This window comes from Candidatus Nitrospira neuquenensis (assembly GCF_979578155.1).
Genome location: NZ_CEFZDU010000037.1, coordinates 109,246 through 124,852 on the forward strand (window position 1 = coordinate 109,246; position 15,607 = coordinate 124,852).

Genomic DNA, 15,607 nt, shown 5'->3' on the forward strand with positions numbered 1-15,607 from the left:
GGGCGGCCGGCCGGCCCCCGCTTTGCGGGTCAGGACGAGGAAAGGATGCACCGGTGGGACTGACGGGCGACGTACTGGGCTGGTTTTCCAACGATCTGGCCATCGACCTCGGCACGGCGACCACCCTCGTCTACGTCAAGGGCAAGGGGATCGTCCTCAACGAGCCGTCGGTGGTGGCGGTGGAGAAGCGCACCGAGAAGGTGCTGGCCGTGGGGGCCGAGGCCAAGAAGATGCTCGGCCGGACCCCCGGCAATATCGTGGCCATCCGTCCGATGAAGGAGGGCGTCATCGCCGACTTCGAGATGGCCGAGCGCATGTTGAAGTACTTCATCACGAGGGCGCACAACCGCAGCACGTTCGTCCGGCCGCGCATCATCATCGGCGTGCCGTCCCGCATCACCCAGGTCGAGCAGCGGGCGGTCCGCGATTCGGCCGAGCTGGCCGGGGCTCGGGAAGTCTATCTGATCGAAGAGCCGGTGGCCGCGGCGATCGGCGCGGGGCTGCCGATCACCGAGCCGTCGGGCAACATGGTCGTGGACGTCGGCGGGGGCACGACGGACATCGCGGTCATCTCGCTCGGCGGCATCGTCTACAGCGAATCGGTGAAGGTCGCGGGCGACCGGATGGACGACGCGATCATGAATTACGTCAAGAAGAAGTACAACATCCTCATCGGCGAGCACATGGCCGAGCGGATCAAGGTCGAGATCGGGTCGGCCTACCCCCTCGAGGAAAAGAAGACCATGATGGTCAAGGGGCGGGACCTGATCTCGGGTATCCCGCGCACGCTGATGGTGGACGACGCCGAGATTCGGGAGGCGCTGCAGGAGCCGATCGGGACGATCGTGAACGCGATCAAGGTGGCGCTGGAGAACACGCCCCCGGAGCTGGCGGGGGATATCATCGACCGCGGCATCGTGCTCACCGGAGGGGGGTCCCTGCTCAAGGGCATGGACACGCGGTTTCGCGAGGAGACGAATCTGCCCATCATCACCGTCGACGATCCGTTGACCTCGGTCGTGCTCGGGGTCGGCAAGATCCTCGACGAGCTGGATCTCCTGCGAAAGGTCTCCGTGATGTCGCAGTGCGGCAGTTCCCGGTAGGGGGTCCATCCGGCGCGCGGATGGCCATGTTTCGAACGACCTCCGGAACCAGACGGGTGACGCTGGCCCTGTTCGGCCTGCTGCTCGCGATCGTCTTCGTGCTCCCTCGTCAGAGTCAAAACCTGTTGCAGCTCGTCGGCGGACCGCTCGCCCAGGTCACCGCTCTTCCCGTCAACGCCCTGGCGAACCTGAACCGCAAGGCCGGCGATGCGTGGGACGGCTACGTCGCCCTTCGCCGCGTCGCGGAGGAGAACCGGCGGCTCCGACAGGAGATCCAGGCCCTGAAGGGGCAGCTCGGCGAGCTCCGGGAGGCGGCCGCCGCCGGCGCGCGCCTGGCCGCGCTGCTCTCGTTCAAGACCTCCCTCCAGCCGGGGACCGTGGCCGCCCAGGTCGTGGGAAGGGATTCCACGAACTGGTTCCGCGGACTCGTGCTCGACAAGGGCGAGCGCGACGGCGTCCGGACGGAGATGGGGGTGATCACCAGGGCCGGCGCGGTCGGCCGCGTCGTCAAGACGACGCCCGCGACCTCCGTCGTCCTCCTGATCACGGACCCCAACAATGCGGTCGCGGGGCTGGTGCAGCGGACGAGGGACGAGGGCATCGTCGAGGGGACTCCGGCCAGGCGCGCCCGCATGAAATACCTCCCGCTGCTGTCCTCGGTCCGGGAGGGCGACCTGGTCGTGACCTCGGGGCTCGAAGGCGTCTTCCCGAAGGGGCTGCCGATCGGCACCGTCACGAGGATCGAGAAGGCGGAGGGCGAGCTCTTTCAATCCGCCGAGCTGCTGCCGTCGGTGGACGTCTCGCGGCTCGAAGAGGTGCTGGTGGTGACTGCGGTCCCGGCGGCCGGGACGCTCGACGCGGCGGTGCCGGCGGCCCCGTCCTCCGGCGTGGCGGAAGGGCGCCCATGAAGCCCGCCTTCTACCTGGTCTTGGCGCTCGGCCTGGTGTCCGCGCAGACGAGCCTGCTCCCGCATCTGGACGTCTTCGGAGTCCGGCCGGATCTCTGTCTGGTCGCGGCCTGCCTGATCGGGTTCCTGAACGGCGAGCTCGAGGGGCTGCTCATGGGAATGGCCCTGGGGCTGGGCCAGGATCTCTTCTCCGCCGGAGGGTGGGGGGGGAACCTGGCCGCCAAGGGCGCCGCCGGCTTGGGTGCCGGGCTGTTGGCGGGGCAGATGACCCACCCGACGACACGGGCGGTCGGGCTGGCGGTCCTCGGCCTCTCGCTCTGCGCCTCGGCGCTGTTCCTCCTCGCGCTCCGCATGGGCAAGGGGATCGCGGTTCCCCTCGTGACGGTGGGCTCGGTGGCCGTGCCGCAGGCCCTGATGGACGCCGCGCTGGGGGCCGGGCTTTACTGGTTTCTCATGATCCGACGGAGGGATTGCCCGGGGGCGCGGGAGGACGGCCTGCGCCTGGGTGTGTAGGATCGAGCCATGTCCGAATACGGTGCCGCCTACGACGATCTGCGGGACCTTCAACGTCGCCTGACGATCGCGAAGGTGGGGGTGATCCTCCTCGTGATCGGGCTCGCCCTGCGCGTCGCCCAGCTCCAGATCAGCGAGGGGGCCTACTATCGCGGCCTTTCGGAGGACAACCGGACGAGGACCGTGCTCCTCGAACCGGCGCGCGGCCTCGTCTACGACCGGAACGGGGTCCTGCTCGCGAACAATGTCCCCAGCTTCGGGCTCTACGTCACGATCGAGGACGTCAAGGATCAGGCGGCGCTCGTCGCCCGCCTGGCGGACTTGCTGGGGCTCGACGAGGCCCTGCTGCGGAAGAAGCTGGCCCAGCGCCGGGGCCGGCTGGTGCCGATCAAGCTCAAGGACCGGCTGACCCTCAGAGAGGCCGCGCTGATCGAGTCGCACCGGCTCGACCTGCCGGGGGTCATGGTGCAGCCGCAGTCCCGGCGGAACTATCCAGCCGGGGAGTCCGCCGCGCACCTCATCGGCTACGTCGGCGAGGTGTCGGCCGAGCAGCTCGAACGGGATGAGACGGGCACCCTGCACCAGGGGAGCATCGTGGGGCAGTACGGGGTCGAGAAGACCTTCGACCGGATGCTGCGCGGCAAGACCGGGGAGAAGACCGTCGAGGTGGATGCGCTGGGCCACGAGAAGCGGCGTCTGTCCGTGGAGCGGCCGACGGCGGGAGACGATCTCTACCTGACCATCGACCTCCGGCTGCAGCGGCTGGCGGAGGACCTCCTCGGCGGGGAGACGGGGGCGATCGTGGCCCTCGATCCGCGCAACGGCGAGGTGCTGGCGCTGGCGAGCCGGCCGTCCTTCGACCCCAACCTGCTCTCCCGCGAGCTGACGGCCCAGCAGTGGGCGACCCTGGTCCAGGACGAGGGCCGGCCGCTCACGAACCGGGCCACGCAGGGCCAGTATCCTCCCGGCTCGACGTTCAAGATCGTCATGGCCGCCGCGGCGTTGGACGCGAGCGTGATCTCCCCGGCGACGAAGATCCACTGCTCGGGCGGCTACCCCTTCGGGAAGCGGATCTTCCGGGATTGGAAGGCCGGTGGGCACGGGGCCGTGGACGTCAGGCAGGCCATCACCCATTCCTGCGACGTGTTCTTCTACACGGTGGGGCAACGGATGGGGATCGACACGATCGCGGCCTATGCGGGGCGGTTCGGCCTCGGACGGGAGACGGCCATCGAGCTGCCTTCCGAGCGAGTCGGGATCGTCCCGTCCACGACCTGGAAGGTGCGGGCCAAGGGCGAGGCCTGGCTGCCCGGCGAGACCATCTCCGCCTCCATCGGCCAGGGGTACGTGACCGTCACGCCCCTGCAGATGGCCCAGGTGATCGCGCTCGTGGCGAACGAGGGGCGGGGATACAAGCCGCACGTCGTGCGGGCGGTGATGGAGCGGGAGACCGGCCGGATGCGGGCGCTGCCCGCGACGGCGATCGAGGCGCTGACGATCAAGCCTTCCGCCATGGAGCTGATCCGGCAGGCCCTCACCGACGTCGTGACCAAGGGCACGGCGACGCGGGCCAAGTCCCCCCTCGTCACGATCGCGGGCAAGACCGGCACGGCCCAGACCGCCGCCCTGCGGACCGGTCCCGAGGAGCAGGTGCCGAAGAAGCTGCGCGACCACGCCTGGTTCGTGGCCTATGCCCCGGTGGACCGGCCGCGGATCGCCGTCGCGGTGCTGGTCGAGCACATGGGGCACGGGGGCTCGGCCGCGGCCCCGCTGGCCCGGCAGCTCATCGAGGCCTACGTCACGATCGAGGCCGAGGCGGGCGGGGCGGCCGGCGTGGAGTCGCTGTGATCGATCGTCTCGCCGACAGCCGGATGGTGGACACCTTCGAGTGGCGGTTTTTTGCCGTCGTCGCAGCGATCCTCGGCGCGGGGGTGCTGACCATCCACAGCGTGACGCATGCGCAGGAGGCCGCGGGGGCGCCGCTGTACCTCAAGCAGGTCGCCTGGATTCTGGTGGGAATCGGGGCGTTCCTGGCCATGCTCCTGTTCGACTATCACGAGATCTGCCGGCTGGCCTACGTCCTGTACGCCGTCGTGCTCGGGCTGCTGGCGCTGGTGCTGGTCGTGGGAAAGACGAGCCGCGGGGCCCAGCGCTGGATTCCCCTCGGCCCCGTCGCTTTCCAGCCGTCGGAGTTCGCCAAACTGGTGCTGATTCTGGTCCTGGCCCGGTACTACGCGAGCAAGCCTCGGGAGGGCTGGCTGCAGCGCGTCGTGCTGCCCGGCCTGATCATGATGCCGGGCCTGCTGCTGATCCTCAAGCAGCCGGACCTGGGCAGCGGGCTCAGCTACCTCTCGGTCTACGTGGCCCTGGTCCTGCTCGTCGGCATCCGGTCGAAGGCGCTGGGCGTGCTGGTGCTCCTGTCGCTCATGCTGTTTCCCTTCGCCTGGGAGATGGTCTGGGGCTCGCTGCACGACTACCAGCGCGAGCGGATCATGACCTTCGTGGACCCGGACTACGACCCCGCCGGCAAGGGCTACCATGGGCTGCAGTCCCGGATCGCGATCGGGTCGGGGGAGTGGCTGGGCCGTGGCCTGCACGGCGGCACGCAGAGCCAGTTCAAGTTCCTGCCCGAGGGGCACACGGATTTCATCTTCGCGGTCTTCGCCGAGGAATGGGGCTTCGTGGGCGTCCTGGCCCTGCTCGCGCTGTTCATGGGGCTGTTCCTGCTCGCGATGGAGATCGCCTCGAAGGCCAAGGACGTGCTCGGGGCGTTGATCGCCGCCGGCGTCGTGGCGATGCTGGGGTTCTGCGTCCTGGTCAACATCGGCATGACGACGGGGCTGTTCCCCATCGTCGGCATCCCCCTGCCGTTGATGAGTTACGGGGGCAGCGCGATGGTGGCGACCATGGCCGCGCTGGGCTTGCTGTTGAACGTCAAGCGGCGACGCCTGACGTTGTTCTATTGACGACGATCACCGGGCGGCGCGGCCGTCCGATCACCGTTTAGATGAGCCGTCCGCCGCGCGGCGGCGTCGGGCGCGCGCGGGCGGCAGGGGAGAACTCATGGCTTTGGAAATCGCGATCAGCGTCACGCGGGAGGAAACCCGCGTGGCCGTCCTGGACAACCGCGTGGTGACGGAGTTCTTCGTCGACCGCGCCAAGAACAAGGATTACGTCGGCAACATCTACAAGGGGCGGGTCGCCAAGGTGCTGCCGGGCATGCAGGCGGCCTTCGTGGACATCGGGATGGACCGGGCGGCGTTCATGCACGTCTCCGACCTCTCGCTGGAGACCGAGCCCGGCGACACGCTCCTGGACACCGAGGAGGACGACAAGGGTCCGGAGATGCCGCGCCCGCGCCGGCAGACGAGCCGCCCGATCGAGCAGCTCCTGCACGAGGGCCAAGAGCTGATGGTGCAGATCTCCAAGGGGCCCATCGGGACGAAGGGGCCACGGGTCACTACGTACATCTCGCTGCCGGGCCGCTACCTGGTGTTCATGCCGGGCGTCGAGCACGTCGGCGTCTCGCGCCGCATCCCGAAGGACGAGGAGCGGGCGCGCCTGAAGGAGATCATGAAGCGGCTCCGCAAGCCGGGGTACGGCTTCATCGTGCGGACGGTCAGCGAGGGCGTCAAGGAGGAGGACCTCCGCTCCGACGTCGAGTTCCTGACGGCGGTCTGGCAGGAGGTCGTCAAGAATCGGGACAACCGCCCCGCGCCCTGTCTGGTCCACTCCGACCTGTCGCTCGCGTTCCGGGTCGTCCGCGACCTGTTCACCAAGAAGGTGGAGCGGCTCCTGATCGACTCGAAGCCGGAGTACGAGGCCGTCAAGGACTTCGTCCAGAAGTTCCTGCCCGAGCAGACCTCCCGGATCACCTTCTACGACAAGGAGGAGAACCTGTTCGACCACCTCGGCATCGAGGTGGACCTGGCGCGCGCGCTGAGCCGGAAGGTCTGGCTCAAGTCCGGCGGACACATCGTGATCGACCACACGGAGGCGATGACCGTCATCGACGTCAACACCGGCCGTTTCGTGGGGAAGCGCGACCAGGAGGAAACCATCCTCAAGAACAACCTGGAAGCCGTCAAGGAGATCGCCTACCAGATCAAGCTGCGCGGGATCGGCGGGCTGATCATCATCGACTTCATCGACATGGAGCGTGAGAAAAACCGGGAACGGGTCTACCAGGCCTTGGTGGACGCCATGGCCACCGACAAGGCCCGGACCCGCATCACGCGCATCTCGGACCTGGGGTTGATCGAGCTGTCCCGCGAACGGGTCCGCGAGGACCTGCTCCGGACGATGTCCCAGCCCTGCCACTACTGCGAGGGGCGCGGCTACACCAAGTCGCCGACGTCCGTCGTGTACGAACTGTTCCGCGAGATCCGCAAGATCGGCGACCTGCCCGACGACCAAAAGATCGTCGTCGGCGTCAACCCCGCCGTGGCCGAGCTCCTGTTCGACGAGGAGCGGCAGGGGCTCGAGGCGTTGGAGCGCGAATGCCGGACCCGGGTAGTCGTGAGGGCCGACCCCGAGCTGCACCTCGAGCAGTACGACCTCGTCGTTCTCTGAGCGCCGACCGCCCTTGTTCCATGGAGCCGATCGCCTCACTCCGGTCCTGGCTGACCCTCCGCGCCGTGCGCGGCCTGGGCGATGCCGCCTGCTGCCGCCTCGTCGAGGCCCTCGGCTCCCCGGAGGCGGTGCTGGCCGCCTCGCCGGAGGAACTGGCCGGGGCCGCGAACCTGGACGGAGCCGTCCTGTCGGCGATCCGGACCGGTCCGGACCGCGAGACCCGCGAGGCGCTCGACCGGGAGCTGCGGGAATTGGAGCGGGGCGCCTGCACGGTCCTGACCTGGCTGGATGCGGCCTATCCTGCGCGCCTCCGGACCATCCCGGACCCGCCGCCGCTGCTGTACCTGACCGGCGCGCTGGCGGAGGAGGACCGGTGGGCCGTGGCGGTCGTCGGGTCGCGGCGCGCGAGCGCCGAGGGCCGTCTCCTCACCGAGGCGCTGAGCCGCGAGCTGGCGGCGCTGGGGTTCACGGTCGTGAGCGGCCTCGCGCGCGGCGTCGACGGGGCCGCCCACCGCGGCGCGTTGGCCGGCGGAGGCCGTACCCTGGCCGTGCTGGGCTGCGGGATCGATCGAACCTATCCGCCGGAGCACCGGGGGCTGCGCGAGCGGGTGGAGGCGCACGGCGCGGTGCTGTCGGAGCTGCCGCTGGGCGCGCCGCCGCACGCCTACCACTTCCCGCGCCGGAACCGGATCATCAGCGGGCTCAGCCTCGGCGTGCTCGTCACCGAGGCTGACCTGGGCAGCGGCTCGCTCATCACGGCGCGGCTCGCGGCGGAGCAGGGGCGGGAGGTGTTCGCCGTGCCCGGCTCCCCCCGCGCGGAGAACAGCCGCGGGACCAACGGCCTCCTCAAGCAGGGGGCGAAGCTGGTCGAAACGGTGGAGGACATCGTGGAGGAGGTCCGCGCCCAGCTCGACGAGGCGTTCCTCGCGCGGCTCGCGCAACGGCCGGCCGCCGGCGCCGCCCCGGCGCTCAACGCGGAGGAGCGGACGGTCCACGAGGCGCTCTCCTCCGAGCCGGTCCCGATGGACGAGCTGATCGCCAGGGTCGGCCTGCCCGCCGCCGCGGTGGCCGCGGCGGTGCTTGCCCTCGAGCTGAAGGGATTGGCGCGTCGTTTACCAGGTCCGTCCTGCGTTCGGGTATAATGACCCTTGCATTCCCGAGAGGGCGCGGTATATATCACAGCCCCGTCGCGGGCCGGCAACGGCGGCCCGCGTTGAACCCGAGCAAGTCATGGCCAAAGCGCTGATCATCGTCGAATCCCCGGCCAAGGCCCGCACCATCACCAAGTACCTGGGGCGGGGCTACACCGTGCTGCCCTCCGTGGGGCACGTGAAGGACCTGCCGGCCAGTAAGTTCGGCATCGACGTGGACCGGGATTTCGCGCCGGACTACGTGGTGATCCGGCGGAAAGACCGCAACCAGGGCAAGGTGCTCGCCGAGATCAAGAAGAAGGCGAAGGAGGTGGACAAGGTCTTCCTGGCCACCGACCCCGACCGGGAAGGGGAGATGATCGCCTGGCACATCGCCGGGGAGCTGAACGGCGCGCGGGGCGCCATCTACCGCGTGCTGTTCAACGAGATCACGGAGTCGGCCATCAGGCGGGCGCTGCAGTCGCCCGGCCAGATCGACACGAAGAAGGTGAACGCGCAGCAGGCCCGCCGCGTGCTCGACCGGATCGTCGGCTACAAGCTCAGCCCGCTCCTCTGGGACAAGGTGCGGCGGGGCCTGAGCGCCGGGCGCGTCCAGTCGGTCGCGGTGCGGCTGATCTGCGAGCGCGAGGCGGAACGGGAGGCCTTCCGGCCGGTCGAGTACTGGACCGTGACCGCCACGCTGCGCGGCCACGTGCCGCCGCCCTTCGAGGCGCGGTTGCACGAGATCCAGGGCCGGCCCGCGGAGATCAAGACGGGCGAGGAGGCCCGGCGGGTCGTGGAGGCGCTCGAGGGGGCCCGCTTCGTCGTCTCGGCCGTCGAGAAGAAGGACCGGAAGCGAAACCCCTTGCCGCCGTTCATCACCAGCCGGCTTCAGCAGGAGGCGGCGCGCAAGCTGCGCTTCAGCCCCAAGAAAACGATGATGCTGGCCCAGCAGCTCTACGAGGGGGTGGAGATCGGCAAGGAAGGGCCGGTCGGCCTGATCACCTACATGCGCACCGACTCCACCAGGGTCGCCGCCGAGGCGCTGGCCGAGGCGCGCGCCTTCATCCACGACCGCTTCGGCCGGGAGTACCTGCCCGAGCAGCCCAACGTCTACAAGACCCAAAAGGCCGCCCAGGAGGCCCACGAGGCCATCCGGCCCACCGCCGTCGCCCGCGAGCCGGACAAAATCAAGCCGTTCCTGGACCGCGACCAGTACCAGCTCTACAAGCTCATCTGGAACCGGTTCCTGTCCTCGCAGATGACGCCGGCCCAGCTCGAGGTCACGCGGGTGGACATCGCCGCGGGCGTCCACCTGTTCCGCGCCAGCGGGACCGTGGTCAAGTTCCCGGGCTACAGCGTCCTCTACTCGGAGGCCAGAGAGGAGGCGGCGCGGGGCGATGGGAGCGCCGCCCAGGTCGGCGTGGCCCAGGAGCCGGAGGACGAGGAGGGGCGTCAGCTCCCGGTGCTGGCGGTGGGCGAGGAGCTGGAGCTGGTCCGCGGGGAGACCTCGGGGGTCGTGTCCAAGCAGCACTTCACCCAGCCGCCGCCCCGGTACAATGAGGCGTTGCTCATCAAGGAGCTGGAGGAGAAGGGGATCGGGAGGCCCTCCACCTACGCGGCGATCATCGCGACGATCCAGGAGCGGCGGTACGTGGAGAAAGAGGAAGGCCGGTTCAAACCGACCGAGCTGGGTCGGATCGTCAACGAGCGGCTGGTCCGGCACTTCCCGGATGTCTTCGACGTGGCCTTCACCGCCCGCATGGAAGAGGAACTGGACGAAATCGAGGAGGGCGGCAAGGACTGGGTCGAGACCGTGCGGGAGTTCTACACGCCCTTCATGAAGGACCTGGGCCTGGCCGAGAGCACGATGGAAGGCGTCAAGGGCAAGGAGGAGCCGACCGACGTGCCCTGCGAGAAGTGCGGGCGGATGATGGTCATCAAGTGGGGCCGGAACGGCATGTTCCTGGCCTGCCCGGGGTACAAGGACGACCCGCCTTGCAAGAACACGACGAACTTCGAGAAACTGGCGGACGGCACGATCAAGCCGCTCGCCAGACAGGATCAGGCCACGGACGAGAAGTGCGAGAAGTGCGGCAGTCCGATGGTCATCAAGACGGGCCGGTTCGGGCGCTTCATCGCCTGCTCGGCCTATCCCGCATGCAAGACGACCAAGCCCCTGCCCCTCGGCGTGAAGTGCCCCGAGCCGGGGTGCGGCGGCGACCTCGTCCAGAAGCGGACGAAGAAGGGCCGCGTGTTCTATTCCTGCAGCCGGTACCCCGACTGCCAGTACGCGATCTGGGACCGGCCCGTCAACCAGCCCTGCCCGAGCTGCGCCTTCCCCCTCATGGTCGAGAAGACCGGCCGTGAGAGCGGCACCTCCCGCTCCTGCCCCAAGTGCGGCCACCAGGGCGTCGGCTGAGCCGTCCGCGCCGGTGAACCCCCGCCCGGCCGGGTTCGGCCGCTCGACCGCGCGCCGCGCCGCCCGTCGAAATTGATAATGATAGTCACTACTACTTATATTCCCAGTTGACCATCGGCCCCGCCCCGTGCATAATCCGCGTTCAAGGGGGCCGGACGGGACGCCGGTGCCCGGCGCCGTTTGCCTCGCCGTTCACCGCCACCGGGAAGGAGGGATTCACCCATGAAGGCCAAAGAGGGGGTCATCGACCTGCTGAACAAGCTGTTGACGGCCAACCTGACCGCGATCAACCAGTACTACGTGCACGCCAAGATGTGCGAGAACTGGGGCTATGAGCGGCTGTGCCACAAGGTCCGCGAGCGGAGCCTGGACGAGATGAAGGACGCGGACCAGCTCATCGAACACATCCTGTACCTGGAGGGCGTGCCCAACATGCAGCGCCTGGGGACCGTCAACGTCGGCGAGACGGTGCCCGAGCAGTTCAAGGCGGACCTCAAGTCCGAGCAGGAGATGCTCAAGATACTGTCGGACGGGGTGGCGCACTGCACCAAGGTCGGGGACTACACCACCCGACACATGCTCGAGGACATGGCCAAGGACGTGGACGGCCACATCGACTGGATCGAGACGCAGCAGGAGCTGATCAAGCAGGTCGGCCTGGAGAACTACCTGAGCGAGCAGATCACGAAGGAAGGGAGCTAGCCCGCATGAGGGCGAAAGAAGGCGTCCTCGACCTCCTGAACCGGGTGCTGACGCACGAGCTCACGGCGATCCATCAGTACATCCTGGATGCGTCGCTCTGCGACCACTGGGGCTACGAGCGGTTGCAGCACGAGCTCCACGAGCTCGCCGCGGAGGAGATCGGCCACGTCTCCGGCCTGATCGACCATATTCTCTACCTGGAGGGCGCGCCCGACATGCAGCGCCTCGGGACGGTGACGGCCGGCCGGACGGTCCCGGATCTTCTCCGGGGCGGCCTTGCGCTCGAACGAGACGATGTGGCGATCCTGCGCGAGGCGATCGCGCATTGCGCGAAAGTCGGCGACTACACGACCCGGCACAAGCTCGAGGATATGATCACGGACACGGAGGAGCACATCGACTGGTTCGAGACACGGCTCCGGACGATCGAGCAGACGGGGCTGGAGCACTTTCTCAGCGAGCACCTCAAGCACGGTGGGGCGTAACGTCCGACGTTCCTCCGACAGCTGTCCGGGCCAGGTCGGTCTTACCGGCGGTCGAGGTCGCTTTCTTCGTGGTGCCGGCGCCGATCACGACGAGTGGCTCCTGCGGGGTTTCCGGCTCGGCGCCTCGACCCGGTCCAACAGAATCCGGCCGACGAGGCGGCTCTCGGTCATCGGTGCGGCCCAGTGCATCATCCCCGCCGGCGTGTGATCATGGAGGAGGGACCGGGCTTTCCTCAGCATCGGATCGCCCTCGCACAGGAAGAAGGGGATCGCGATGAGACGGATCTTCGCTCGGTCGCGGCCGGCGGCTCATCGTCCCGAGGGGCCCGGGCCGACCGACCTTCCTACGGCGGATCCGCCGGGCCGTCGGCGAGGATGAGGCCAGCGACGGGCGCCAGCAGCTTCCAGAGCCACAGCCCGGCGATAGTCAGAAGGACTATCCCCAGCGAGACGGACAGGCTGAGGATCACGCTACCCTCTCCGGACAACCGCCGCGACGCCTGCTTCGGCATGGGGGCCTCCTACGGGACGGCCTGTTCCCTCGCGCGTCGCCCCACCGGCTGCCTGCTCTTGCCCTGACCGCCCGCCTGCTCGACGCACAGCGCCGTCTGGGTGATCGTATAGCCGCAGCTTCCACAGGCCCAGAACGCCCCGGTGGGGACGAGACTGATCCGCTGGCATCTCGGGCACTCCAGAATTTTCATGTACGCTCCCTGCTAGGCGGCCGGCCGCTCTGGGCCGACCGCTGTTTGGTGCCTTCCATCGTGGAGGGGCGGGGGCCCGGAGGAACCGAGGCCCCCGCGACGGCCCCGTTGCTCAGGGCTCGCGATCGGCTTGCGCCGAGAGGCCTGCCGCAGCGGGCCGTTGGGCGGGCGGCACGACCCGCCCCGGATGAGCCCGATGGGGCCCGCGGGCGAGCGCCGCGGGCCTGACCACCACCGGCTCGGGCTTGAGCGCGACGAAACGCTCGACCAGCTCGGGGTCCAGTTGCGAGCCGGCGACGAGCCGCAGCAGCGACAGCGCCGTCTCGACGGACCGCGCACGGCTGTACGGCCGGTCGGAGGTCAGGGCGTCGAAGGTGTCCGCCACCGCGAGGACCCTCGCGCCGAGCGGGATGAACCGGCCGATGAGCCCGTAGGGGTAGCCACGACCGTCCCACCGTTCGTGGTGGTGGGCGATCAGGACGGCGGCGGCCCGGAAGCCCGTGGCGGCTTCCAATGCCTCGGCGCCCTCCCGCGGATGGCATTGCATCAGCACGTACTCGTCGAGCGAGAGGGCGCCGGGCTTGTTCCGGATCGCCGTCGGGAGCGCCAACTTGCCCAGGTCGTGCAGCAGGGAGGCGTAGAAGAGGTCCTCCTGCTCCCGGGCGGACAGCCCGACCGCCGCGCCGAGCCACGAGGCATAGAGCGCGGTCCGGCGGCCGTGATCGAGTAGGTCGGGGGCGTCCCGCTCCAGCGTCGCCAGCAGCTCGCGCAGGGACGCGAGGGGCCGCCCGGGCGCAAGGAGAGCGGACTCGGGGCTACCGGGGTGGCCTGTCATCAAGCTCATGGTGTGCTCCTTGATCCGCAGGACTCGATCTTGAGTCATAAAAAAGCCCGCGACCGCAACGACGGTCGCGGGCTCTGGACTGGTGTCCGTTGGCCTGGGTGTCGGTGCCCGGGCTGGAGCCCTGGGCGTGGTCTCGGATGCTATCGCCGGCGCTCCGGGGGGCCGCAGCGCGCGGGACGGGCTCGCGGCCCTGGATGCTCAGAGGCGGGCCGCCTTGCCCCCGGAGAGGAGGCGGGGAGGCTCCCCGCCGATCTCGGAGAAGGGGATCGTCACCAGCCGCCGGCAGCGCTTGCACTTGAGCTGGATGCCTGCTTCCTGCCAGCGGGCCATGAGCTGGCCGCATTCGCAGCGGAACTCGTCCGCCAGCCGTCCCAGCAGCCCGGTCGTCCGATCCTTGACGATCTCGCCCATCACCGCGCCTCCCTCTGCGACCTGCCGGCTGTCGCCGGGTGATTTCGGGCTCCGGGATGGGATCCTCTGGCCTCTTTGGTTTTGCGTTTGATTTTCATTCTCAATATATACCGGCTTCGCGCCCCTGTCAAGCCCCTTCTACTCCGTCTGCCGCACCGAGGGCGCCAGGCGCCGCTTCACCACCCACATCTCGTAGAGCGGGATCACCATGGTCACCAGGAACGTCGCGACCATCAGCACGTCGCCCGCGAGCATCGTCAGGACGAAGAAGGGCGAGACGTAGGTGATCAGCCAGGGCGAGGCCAGGTCCAGTCCCACGCCGAGGAAGGCGCCCCACGTCGTCGCCGCCTTCACGCGGTTGCTCGCGCCCGTCAGGTAGAGCACGTGGACGAGGATGATAAAGGTGACGGGCATGGTGAACAGGTGGAAGTGCGTGACCTCGGCCAGCTCCCGGAAGGACATCGGCTCCCCGAAGGTCTCGTCGGACCCGCGGTAATGGTCGGCGATGCCCTGGGGGGAGAGGCTGGTCATGCTGTGGGCCCAGAAGAAGCTGAAGGCGAACCCCGCCAGCGTGAAGAGCAGGAACAGCGTGTAGATGAGCCGGATGTGGCGATCCGTGTCGGTCAGCCGAAAGCGCGCGTTGAAGTTCCGCATGTCCGGGGCCCGTCAGCGTCCGAAGATGAGGTCCAAGAAGCCCTTCTCTTTCCGGCGGGCCGCGACCTGATCGCTGCCCCGACCGATGGGCTTGAGGTAGAACTCGTCGATCAGGACGAGCACCCGTTTGACCCCCGCGCTCATGGAGCGGACGGACATGGTGGCCCCGGAGATGTTGATGATGTCCTTGTTGATCCTGAGCGGGTCGGAAACCGTTTTGCCTTCATACTGGTAGTTGAACCGCTTGCGGCCGACCTCGCTGCCCCGCGCGTCCCGGAAGACCAGCAGCTCGACGTTGGTGATCTCGCCCTGCGCGTCCACGCCGACCATGTAGGTCATGTGCTTGTACTTGCCGATGGTGTTGGTGACCATCGCGTACCCGTCGACCTTGTCGCCCGTTTCGCCGACGTAGATCTCGAATTCCTGCTCGGGGAAGTGCCAGCCGATGCGGGATTCGATCAGTTGTTTCTTCTCCGCCGTGAGCCGGATCATCTCCTTGCGGATGCGGGCGGAGTTCGGCAGCATCAGTTTCAGCGCCTCCTCCTCCGTCATGAAGACCTCGCCCCACTTGGCGATCTCTTCCTCGGTGATGTAGCGCCGGAGCTCGTCGTCCCAGATCCGCTCCGCCGCGTCCGCCGGGAGTCCCGTCATGGCGCCGCACAGGCAGGCCAGCGCCAGGGCCGCAGGGGCCGCTTTCAGGTAGGCGTGCATCCTTGCTCCTTCAGCTTGGTGGTGAAGCGGCGCATGAGCGCCTCCATCTCCTCTTCCGAGGGCTCGGCCGGCTGCCAGCCGAACAGGCGGGAGCCGCCGCGGAATTTCCAGCTCTCGCGCGTCTCGGTCACGACCAGCTTGGTGGTGGAGTCCACGCGCGTGACGTTCAGGACCAACCGGCTGCGGTCCCGCGCATCGGCGATCTCGCGGCGCAGGACTCCGTACTTGCGCCCCGGGGCGGGGACCTCCAGCCAGTCGGTCTCGATCAGGCCCTTGTCCTTGTCCTTGACGGTGACTGGACGGTCGTTGACCGTCGCCAACGCGGCGTCCCACACCTGGTTGTAGGAGCAGACGAGGTACCGCTCCTCGACGCCTTCCATGGTCGCGCAGGCGGACACCAGGAATCCCGTCACCGCGATACGACACCAGCGAGCCACCGTGGAGATTCT

17 protein-coding genes are annotated in these 15,607 nt (G+C 68.5%); 10 read left to right on the forward strand and 7 right to left on the reverse strand.

What is annotated here, in order from left to right:
• The first annotated feature begins 53 nt into the window (after window positions 1–53).
• From AC1U7O_RS15745 to bfr (AC1U7O_RS15790), 10 genes are all read left to right on the forward strand, one after another.
• Window positions 54–1,103 (forward strand): rod shape-determining protein, encoded by a 1,050-nt coding sequence (locus AC1U7O_RS15745; protein WP_479895818.1) that lies wholly within the window; start codon window positions 54–56, stop codon window positions 1,101–1,103.
• A gap of 26 nt (window positions 1,104–1,129) precedes the next feature.
• Complete coding sequence (mreC, locus tag AC1U7O_RS15750) at window positions 1,130–2,011, forward strand: rod shape-determining protein MreC (RefSeq protein WP_479895819.1); 882 nt, start codon at window positions 1,130–1,132, stop codon at window positions 2,009–2,011.
• The gene (locus AC1U7O_RS15755) at window positions 2,008–2,523 is read left to right on the forward strand and encodes a hypothetical protein (RefSeq protein WP_479895821.1); all 516 of its coding nucleotides are present in this window, start codon (window positions 2,008–2,010) and stop codon (window positions 2,521–2,523) included. Before mreC ends, AC1U7O_RS15755 begins: the two co-directional genes overlap by 4 nt.
• Before the next feature lie 9 nt (window positions 2,524–2,532).
• On the forward strand, window positions 2,533–4,371 hold the full coding sequence (mrdA, locus tag AC1U7O_RS15760; protein ID WP_479895822.1) for a penicillin-binding protein 2: 1,839 nt from the start codon (window positions 2,533–2,535) through the stop codon (window positions 4,369–4,371).
• Window positions 4,368–5,489, forward strand: coding sequence for a rod shape-determining protein RodA (gene rodA / locus AC1U7O_RS15765; RefSeq protein ID WP_479895823.1), 1,122 nt, complete (start codon window positions 4,368–4,370; stop codon window positions 5,487–5,489). Before mrdA ends, rodA begins: the two co-directional genes overlap by 4 nt.
• Window positions 5,490–5,586: 97 nt before the next feature.
• Window positions 5,587–7,095 carry an Rne/Rng family ribonuclease gene (locus tag AC1U7O_RS15770; protein ID WP_479895824.1) on the forward strand — a complete coding sequence of 503 codons (1,509 nt, stop codon included), beginning with the start codon at window positions 5,587–5,589 and terminating at the stop codon, window positions 7,093–7,095.
• A gap of 20 nt (window positions 7,096–7,115) precedes the next feature.
• Window positions 7,116–8,237, forward strand: a complete 1,122-nt coding sequence (dprA, locus tag AC1U7O_RS15775; RefSeq protein ID WP_479895825.1) for a DNA-processing protein DprA — start codon at window positions 7,116–7,118, stop codon at window positions 8,235–8,237.
• Between the two features lie 88 nt (window positions 8,238–8,325).
• Window positions 8,326–10,647, forward strand: a complete 2,322-nt coding sequence (topA, locus tag AC1U7O_RS15780) for a type I DNA topoisomerase (protein WP_479895826.1) — start codon at window positions 8,326–8,328, stop codon at window positions 10,645–10,647.
• A 222-nt stretch (window positions 10,648–10,869) separates the two neighbouring features.
• Window positions 10,870–11,349 carry a bacterioferritin gene (gene bfr, locus AC1U7O_RS15785; RefSeq protein WP_479895827.1) on the forward strand — a complete coding sequence of 160 codons (480 nt, stop codon included), beginning with the start codon at window positions 10,870–10,872 and terminating at the stop codon, window positions 11,347–11,349.
• 5 nt (window positions 11,350–11,354) lie between these two features.
• A complete protein-coding gene (gene bfr, locus AC1U7O_RS15790; RefSeq protein ID WP_479895828.1) occupies window positions 11,355–11,834 on the forward strand; it encodes a bacterioferritin in 480 nt (159 codons plus the stop codon).
• 344 nt (window positions 11,835–12,178) lie between these two features.
• Here the strand turns inward: bfr (AC1U7O_RS15790) and AC1U7O_RS15795 are convergent, their stop codons facing one another.
• From AC1U7O_RS15795 to AC1U7O_RS15825, 7 genes are all read right to left on the reverse strand, one after another.
• The gene (locus tag AC1U7O_RS15795; protein ID WP_479895829.1) at window positions 12,179–12,346 is read right to left on the reverse strand and encodes a hypothetical protein; all 168 of its coding nucleotides are present in this window, start codon (window positions 12,344–12,346) and stop codon (window positions 12,179–12,181) included.
• A 9-nt stretch (window positions 12,347–12,355) separates the two neighbouring features.
• Entirely contained in the window at window positions 12,356–12,538 is a 183-nt protein-coding gene (locus AC1U7O_RS15800; RefSeq protein ID WP_479895831.1) for a hypothetical protein, read from the reverse strand.
• Between the two features lie 112 nt (window positions 12,539–12,650).
• The gene (locus tag AC1U7O_RS15805) at window positions 12,651–13,382 is read right to left on the reverse strand and encodes an HD-GYP domain-containing protein (RefSeq protein ID WP_479895832.1); all 732 of its coding nucleotides are present in this window, start codon (window positions 13,380–13,382) and stop codon (window positions 12,651–12,653) included.
• Window positions 13,383–13,580: 198 nt separating this feature from the next.
• Window positions 13,581–13,793 carry a hypothetical protein gene (locus AC1U7O_RS15810; RefSeq protein ID WP_479895833.1) on the reverse strand — a complete coding sequence of 71 codons (213 nt, stop codon included), beginning with the start codon at window positions 13,791–13,793 and terminating at the stop codon, window positions 13,581–13,583.
• A 138-nt stretch (window positions 13,794–13,931) separates the two neighbouring features.
• Window positions 13,932–14,447, reverse strand: coding sequence for a hypothetical protein (locus AC1U7O_RS15815; RefSeq protein ID WP_479895834.1), 516 nt, complete (start codon window positions 14,445–14,447; stop codon window positions 13,932–13,934).
• A gap of 12 nt (window positions 14,448–14,459) precedes the next feature.
• Window positions 14,460–15,158 (reverse strand): FMN-binding protein, encoded by a 699-nt coding sequence (locus AC1U7O_RS15820; protein ID WP_479895835.1) that lies wholly within the window; start codon window positions 15,156–15,158, stop codon window positions 14,460–14,462.
• Window positions 15,143–15,595: a hypothetical protein gene (locus AC1U7O_RS15825; RefSeq protein ID WP_479895836.1), complete on the reverse strand. Its 453-nt coding sequence runs from the start codon at window positions 15,593–15,595 to the stop codon at window positions 15,143–15,145. The genes AC1U7O_RS15820 and AC1U7O_RS15825 overlap by 16 nt, the downstream gene beginning before the upstream one ends.
• Between the last annotated feature and the right edge of the window lie 12 nt (window positions 15,596–15,607).

Bases quoted from the DNA above. Each gene is read 5' to 3' on its own strand.
- mreC (WP_479895819.1), top strand. From the start codon at position 1,130: ATGTTTCGAACGACCTCCGGAACCAGACGGGTGACGCTGGCCCTGTTC.
- dprA (WP_479895825.1), top strand. From the start codon at position 7,116: ATGGAGCCGATCGCCTCACTCCGGTCCTGGCTGACCCTCCGCGCCGTG.
- AC1U7O_RS15800 (WP_479895831.1), bottom strand. From the start codon at position 12,538: ATGAAAATTCTGGAGTGCCCGAGATGCCAGCGGATCAGTCTCGTCCCC.
- AC1U7O_RS15805 (WP_479895832.1), bottom strand. From the start codon at position 13,382: ATGAGCTTGATGACAGGCCACCCCGGTAGCCCCGAGTCCGCTCTCCTT.
- AC1U7O_RS15820 (WP_479895835.1), bottom strand. From the start codon at position 15,158: ATGCACGCCTACCTGAAAGCGGCCCCTGCGGCCCTGGCGCTGGCCTGC.
- AC1U7O_RS15755 (WP_479895821.1), top strand. From the start codon at position 2,008: ATGAAGCCCGCCTTCTACCTGGTCTTGGCGCTCGGCCTGGTGTCCGCG.
- AC1U7O_RS15815 (WP_479895834.1), bottom strand. From the start codon at position 14,447: ATGCGGAACTTCAACGCGCGCTTTCGGCTGACCGACACGGATCGCCAC.
- mrdA (WP_479895822.1), top strand. From the start codon at position 2,533: ATGTCCGAATACGGTGCCGCCTACGACGATCTGCGGGACCTTCAACGT.
- bfr (WP_479895827.1), top strand. From the start codon at position 10,870: ATGAAGGCCAAAGAGGGGGTCATCGACCTGCTGAACAAGCTGTTGACG.
- bfr (WP_479895828.1), top strand. From the start codon at position 11,355: ATGAGGGCGAAAGAAGGCGTCCTCGACCTCCTGAACCGGGTGCTGACG.
- topA (WP_479895826.1), top strand. From the start codon at position 8,326: ATGGCCAAAGCGCTGATCATCGTCGAATCCCCGGCCAAGGCCCGCACC.
- AC1U7O_RS15795 (WP_479895829.1), bottom strand. From the start codon at position 12,346: ATGCCGAAGCAGGCGTCGCGGCGGTTGTCCGGAGAGGGTAGCGTGATC.
- AC1U7O_RS15770 (WP_479895824.1), top strand. From the start codon at position 5,587: ATGGCTTTGGAAATCGCGATCAGCGTCACGCGGGAGGAAACCCGCGTG.
- AC1U7O_RS15810 (WP_479895833.1), bottom strand. From the start codon at position 13,793: ATGGGCGAGATCGTCAAGGATCGGACGACCGGGCTGCTGGGACGGCTG.